We start from the raw sequence: 5,887 nt of genomic DNA, 5'->3' as shown, positions 1-5,887 counted from the left end.
AAATCAAAATCTTAATATATTTTTTAAAAAATCTGATTGTTTTGCAGAAATTTCTGAAAAATATGATATAATTGTATCCAATCCACCCTATATCTCTCGTGAAGATGAGTCAGAGGTTGGTTTGAATGTTTTGCATTCAGAACCTCATCTAGCTCTCTTTGCAGATGAGGATGGCCTAGCTATTTATCGCAGAATTGCGGAAGATGCAAAAGACTATCTCACAGATGGTGGTAAGATTTACCTTGAAATTGGATACAAGCAAGGTCAAAGTGTTCCTGCGCTTTTTAGGAAATATCTTCCTGAAAAACGAGTACGAACACTCAAAGACCAATTTGGTCAAGATAGGATGGTTGTAGTTGATGATGGACAGGATTAGACAAGAGTTGGAAAAGGGCGGAGCTGTTGTTTTGCCTACAGAGACAGTTTATGGTCTCTTTGCTAAGGCCTTAGACGAAAAAGCTGTCGACCATGTTTACAAACTCAAACGTCGTCCTAGAGATAAGGCACTCAATCTTAATGTCGCTTTTCTAGAGGACATCTTGCACTTTTCAAAGAATCAGCCAACTTATCTACAAAAGCTTGTAGAGGCCTTTTTACCGGGTCCCTTGACCATTATCCTCGAAGCCAATGACCGAGTTCCCTATTGGGTCAACTCTGGTCTTGCAACTGTCGGATTTCGGATGCCGAGTCACCCCATTACACTTGATTTGATTCGAGAGACAGGTCCTTTGATTGGGCCGTCTGCCAATATCTCGGGTCAGGCGAGTGGCGTGACCTTTGCTCAAATTCTAGAGGATTTTGACCAAGAGGTTTTGGGACTGGAGGACGACGCTTTTCTAACTGGACAGGATTCGACGATTTTGGATTTGTCTGGAGACAAGGTGAAAATCTTACGCCAGGGGGCGATTAAGCGAGAAGATATTCTTGCACAGTTGCCAGAGATTTCTTTTGAGGAGGAATGAGATGCTAAGAAATTTGCAAGAAACAGATGTGAATGCTATATGTGAGATTAACCAAGAGGCTTTGGGTTATTCTTTTAGTCCAGAGGACACAGCTAGTCAACTAGCTAAATTATCTCAGGATTCTCATCATTTCCTACTTGGCTATGAGGATGCAGCCAGTCATGTCCTACTTGGCTATGTCCATGCTGAAGTTTATGAATCCCTTTATTCCAAAGTAGGATTTAATATCTTAGGCTTAGCGGTTTCGCCTCAAGCACAAGGGCAAGGTATCGGTAAAAGCTTACTGCAAGGGTTGGATCAAGAAGCAAAAAGACGGGGGTATGGGTTTATCCGCTTAAACTCTGCTGATCATCGTCTGGGAGCTCATGCATTTTATGAAAAAGTTGGTTATACTTGTGATAAAATGCAGAAACGGTTTATTCGCATCTTTTAGTTTATTTTCTTATTGGAAAAACAAACTAAAGGACCAGTCACACTATAAAGGAGAAGACCTATGATTTTTGACAAAGACGATTTTAAAGCATACGATGCTGATCTCTGGAATGCTATTGCCAAAGAAGAAGAACGCCAACAAAACAATATCGAGTTGATTGCTTCGGAAAACGTGGTTTCCAAGGCTGTTATGGCAGCTCAAGGGTCTATCTTGACAAACAAATATGCCGAGGGTTACCCAGGACGCCGTTATTATGGTGGAACTGATGTAGTAGACGTGGTAGAAACTTTAGCTATTGAACGTGCAAAAGAAATTTTCGGTGCTAAATTCGCCAATGTCCAACCTCACTCAGGAAGCCAAGCCAACTGTGCAGCATATATGGCTTTGATTGAGCCAGGTGATACCGTTATGGGGATGGATTTGGCAGCAGGTGGTCACTTGACCCACGGAGCTCCAGTTAGCTTCTCTGGTCAAACCTACAACTTTGTTTCTTACAGTGTGAATCCTGAAACGGAACTTTTGGACTTTGATGCTATCTTGAAACAAGCCCAAGAAGTAAAACCAAAATTAATTGTAGCGGGTGCTTCAGCCTATTCTCAAATTATTGACTTCTCAAAATTCCGTGAAATCGCAGATGCTGTTGGTGCTAAGCTCATGGTCGATATGGCCCATATCGCTGGTTTGGTTGCAGCTGGACTTCATCCAAGCCCAGTGCCATACGCTCATATCACTACAACAACGACCCACAAAACCCTTCGTGGACCTCGTGGTGGCTTGATTTTGACTAATGACGAAGAACTTGCTAAGAAAATCAACTCAGCTATTTTCCCTGGTATTCAAGGTGGTCCTTTGGAGCATGTTGTCGCTGCTAAGGCGGTTTCATTCAAAGAAGTTTTGGATCCAGCCTTCAAGGAATATGCTGCCAATGTCATCAAAAACAGCAAGGCTATGGTTGAAGTCTTCTTGCAAGACCCTGATTTCCGTATCATTTCTGGCGGTACTGAAAATCACCTCTTCCTTGTTGATGTGACTAAGGTTGTAGAAAACGGAAAAGTTGCTCAAAACTTGCTGGATGAAGTCAATATTACCCTAAATAAAAACTCAATTCCATACGAAACCTTGTCACCATTCAAGACAAGTGGAATTCGTATCGGATCTGCAGCCATCACTGCACGTGGATTTGGTGAGGAAGAAAGCCGTAAAGTGGCTGAACTCATCATTAAAACTCTTAAGAATGCAGAAAATGAAGCTGTCTTAGAAGAAGTGAGAAGTGAAGTCAAAGCGTTGACAGATGCCTTCCCACTATACGAGGACTAATACTTTTATGGACATTTATATTAAGAAAGCTATTATCCATCAGTTCAGCCCAGACGATACTGAGTTGTTCTTAGCGGATAAGTTTCTCAATATCACTCCAAAAATCGAAGAATACCTGCGCAAAAAAATTGAACGTGTGTATTCAGATGAAGCTAAGACTGGGATTTTCGAGGAAGAAAATCCCTTCTTCAATCACATCACAGACGATTTGTTGGAGACATCAGTAACACTGGCTAATCTCTGGAAAGAGGAGTTCAGCATTTCTGAAAATCTCAAGACCAATGACTTGGTTTTTGTTCAGTTTTATAAAGAAGGCGTAGAGCATTTCGCTTTCTTGCGAATTGCTCTACGTGAGACCTTGACTCACCTTGGAGGAGAAGTTGATAATCCAATCAAGATGACTCAGAATAACCTGCCTGGATTTGGAACGGGGGCTGATGAGGCTTTGGTCATCAATCTTCAAAGTCGCAAGTACCATTTGATCGAAAAACGAATCAAGTACAACGGGGCTTTCTTGAACTATTTTTCAGACAATCTCTTAAACGTTGCCCCTAAGATTTCGCCAAAAAAATCCATCAAGGAACTGGAAAAAACAGCTCAGAGAATTGCAGAGTCCTTTAACACAGATGATTTTCAATTCCAATCCAAGGTCAAATCAGCGATTTTCAACAATCTTGAAGAAAGCAACGAACTGTCACCTGAGAAATTGGCTAATGACCTTTTTGATAACAACCTGACAGCTCGTCTAAGTTTTATCGACCAAGTCAAGGAAGCTGTACCAGAACCGGTTCAGTTCGATGAAATTGATGCCAGTCGCCAACTCAAGAAATTTGAAAACCAAAAACTTTCCTTGTCAAATGGAATCGAACTTATCGTTCCAAATAATGTATACCAAGACGCGGAGTCTGTTGAATTTATCCAAAACGACAATGGAACCTATTCTATCTTAATCAAAAATATTGAGGATATTCAAAGTAAATAATGTTTAAATTTATAAGAAGAATGCTAGTGCTAGCAGTCCTCCTTTTTGCTGGATACAAAGCCTACCACATTCGTCAGGATGTAAAGCAAGTCATGACCTACCAACCTATGGTTCGGGAAATTCTCAGTGAAAGAGATACTCCAGCCAATGAAGAGTTGGTGCTCGCCATGATTTATACCGAAACCAAAGGAAAAGAAGGCGATGTTATGCAGTCTAGTGAGTCTGCAAGTGGCTCCACCAACACCATCAATGATAATGCCTCTAGCATTCGGCAAGGCATTCAAACTCTTACAGATAACCTTTATCTTGCTCAAAACAAAGGAGTGGATGTCTGGACGGCCGTTCAAGCCTATAATTTTGGACCTGCCTATATAGACTTTATCGCTCAGAATGGTAAGGAAAATACACTAGCATTAGCCAAGCGTTATTCCCGAGAAACGGTCGCTCCTATCCTTGGAAATACCACTGGGAAGACCTATACCTACATCAACCCAATTTCTATCTTTCATGGTGCAGAACTCTATGAAAATGGTGGAAATTATTACTATTCGCGACAGGTACGCTTTAACCTGTACATCATGAAATTCTTTAATTTCTTCTAAGCATCTGGTTTTTCCAGGTGTTTTTCGCTATAAGCTTTCTTTAAGATTGTTTTATTACCCTAGAAAGGTAAAGGAGGGAATATCCCATGAGAAAGAAACTCTTTCTAACAAGCGCTGCAGTTTTGTGGGCAGCAACAGCTATGACGAGTGTCCACGCAGCAACAGATGTTCAAAAAGTAATCGATGAAACCTATGTACAACCTGAATATGTGCTTGGTTCTTCACTAACTGAAGACCAGAAAAATAGAACTCTTAGCAAACTTGGCTATGACGCATCAAAAGACACCAAAGATATCAAAACAATGACACCTGATATCTATTCGAAAATTATGAATGTGGCTAATGATGCTAGTCTACAACTCTATTCATCGGCTAAGATTCAAAAGCTAGGTGACAAATCACCTCTAGAGGTCAAGATTGAAACGCCTGAAAATATCACAAAGGTGACGCAGGATATGTACCGTAATGCAGCAGTGACCCTGGGAGTTGAGCATGCCAAAATCACAGTTGCAGCTCCCATACCAGTTACAGGTGAGAGCGCCCTAGCTGGGATTTACTACTCATTAGAGGCCAATGGTGCTAAAGTACCGCAAGCCAATAAAGACCTAGCCCAAGAAGAACTAAAAGCCTTGTCCGATATCAATGCTGAAAACAAGGACAAGTCAGGCTACGATGCCAATAAGCTCAATGCGGCTATGACAGATATCAAAGCAGGAATCGCAAAGGCAAAAGAAGCCAAAGGAAATCTGACAGAAGAAGATGTCCGAAAAATCGTTGAAGACACTCTAAAAAACTACAAACTCGATCAGGTTATAACAGGAAACCAGGTCAATATCATCATCAATTTTGCGCTCAACCTCTCAAAGAGTGACATCTTGAAAAATGCTGATTTTACTAAAACCCTAAATGATCTCAAACAAAGCATCGTTTCCCAAGCTGGTGATAGTTTTAAAAATATCAACCTCAACTTTGATGCCAATAAAGCGCTAGAAGAGGGGGGCAACTTCTTTAGCTCTCTTTGGCAAGCCATTGTCAACTTCTTCAAGAGTTTTGGTGCTTAGGTCATTTCATGATATAATAGATGGTAACAGAAATGTTGCCGTCTTTTTTTGTCGGCCGATAGAAAGTGAAAAATATGTTAAAGAAAAATGATATTGTAGAAGTTGAAATTGTTGATTTGACTCATGAAGGTGCAGGGGTTGCTAAGATAGAAGGTTTGGTTTTCTTTGTAGAAAATGCTCTACCAACTGAGAAAATCCTCATGCGTGTCCTCAAAATCAATAAAAAGATTGGCTTTGGGAAAGTGGAAGAATACCTTATCCAGTCACCACACCGTAATCAAGATCTAGATCTGGCTTACCTGCGTTCAGGAATTGCGGATCTAGGTCACCTTGCCTATCCAGAGCAGCTCAAGTTTAAAACCAAGCAAGTCAAAGACAGTCTCTACAAGATTGCTGGTATTACAGAAGTAGAGGTCGCTGAAACGCTCGGCATGGAACATCCAGTCAAGTATCGAAATAAGGCACAGGTGCCCGTTCGTCGAGTGAATGGTATCTTGGAAACTGGCTTTTTCCGTAAGAATTCGCACGAC

At 41.1% G+C, this 5,887-nt stretch carries 7 protein-coding genes and 1 pseudogene; all 8 read left to right on the top strand.

Features of this window, described 5'->3' with window-relative positions; genetic code table 11:
* A pseudogene (locus tag GMD4S_RS06735) lies at window positions 1-376 on the top strand (peptide chain release factor N(5)-glutamine methyltransferase); the annotation flags it as partial.
* The gene (locus tag GMD4S_RS06730; protein ID WP_000969272.1) at window positions 360-962 is read left to right on the top strand and encodes an L-threonylcarbamoyladenylate synthase; all 603 of its coding nucleotides are present in this window, start codon (window positions 360-362) and stop codon (window positions 960-962) included. The pseudogene GMD4S_RS06735 and the gene GMD4S_RS06730, both read left to right, overlap by 17 nt.
* A gap of 1 nt (window position 963) precedes the next feature.
* Window positions 964-1,395, top strand: a complete 432-nt coding sequence (locus GMD4S_RS06725; RefSeq protein WP_000945726.1) for a GNAT family N-acetyltransferase — start codon at window positions 964-966, stop codon at window positions 1,393-1,395.
* 60 nt (window positions 1,396-1,455) lie between these two features.
* Window positions 1,456-2,712 (top strand): serine hydroxymethyltransferase, encoded by a 1,257-nt coding sequence (glyA, locus tag GMD4S_RS06720; protein ID WP_000575510.1) that lies wholly within the window; start codon window positions 1,456-1,458, stop codon window positions 2,710-2,712.
* 7 nt (window positions 2,713-2,719) lie between these two features.
* On the top strand, window positions 2,720-3,694 hold the full coding sequence (locus tag GMD4S_RS06715; RefSeq protein ID WP_000356117.1) for a nucleoid-associated protein: 975 nt from the start codon (window positions 2,720-2,722) through the stop codon (window positions 3,692-3,694).
* Window positions 3,694-4,296 carry a lysozyme family protein gene (locus GMD4S_RS06710; protein WP_008289362.1) on the top strand — a complete coding sequence of 201 codons (603 nt, stop codon included), beginning with the start codon at window positions 3,694-3,696 and terminating at the stop codon, window positions 4,294-4,296. The genes GMD4S_RS06715 and GMD4S_RS06710 overlap by 1 nt, the downstream gene beginning before the upstream one ends.
* Before the next feature lie 86 nt (window positions 4,297-4,382).
* Window positions 4,383-5,357 (top strand): DUF1002 domain-containing protein, encoded by a 975-nt coding sequence (locus GMD4S_RS06705; RefSeq protein WP_001227745.1) that lies wholly within the window; start codon window positions 4,383-4,385, stop codon window positions 5,355-5,357.
* A 74-nt stretch (window positions 5,358-5,431) separates the two neighbouring features.
* The coding region (locus GMD4S_RS06700) for a TRAM domain-containing protein (RefSeq protein WP_000914543.1) at window positions 5,432-5,887 on the top strand (456 nt) is incomplete at its 3' end.

This window comes from Streptococcus sp. GMD4S (assembly GCF_000296955.1).
The sequence above is the reverse complement of the archived record's forward strand: the minus strand, read 5'-3'. Positions and strand labels throughout refer to the sequence as shown.